The organism is Caldimonas tepidiphila, from assembly GCF_003569765.1.
In the GTDB taxonomy this organism is placed as follows: Bacteria; Pseudomonadota; Gammaproteobacteria; order Burkholderiales; family Burkholderiaceae_C; genus Caldimonas; species Caldimonas tepidiphila.
In genome coordinates, this window is record NZ_KZ983964.1 from 1 (window position 1) to 223 (window position 223).

General features: G+C 77.1%; 1 protein-coding gene. It reads right to left on the reverse strand.

Going from position 1 to position 223, the window contains the following annotated elements; all coding sequences use genetic code 11:
* Positions 1-223, reverse strand: a 223-nt coding sequence (locus D3A59_RS02735; protein WP_205665087.1) for a cytochrome b/b6 domain-containing protein, incomplete at both ends; no start/stop codon positions are given.

Sequence of the window (223 nt, forward strand, 5' to 3'; positions counted from 1 at the left end):
AAGCCCGCGGCGGAGCTGTAGGCCCAGCCGGCCAGCGGCACGGCGAAGAACAGCAGGTACAGCAGCGCGTGGGTGACGTGCGCGGCGGCGAGCTGCCAGCGCGGCGCGGGCGCGGGCGGCGGCGGGCGGCGAAGCAGGCGCCACAGCAGGCGCAGCGCCGACAGCGCCAGGATCGCCACGCCGGCCCACTTGTGCCAGTTGTAGAGCTGCAGCCGCCGCGGCG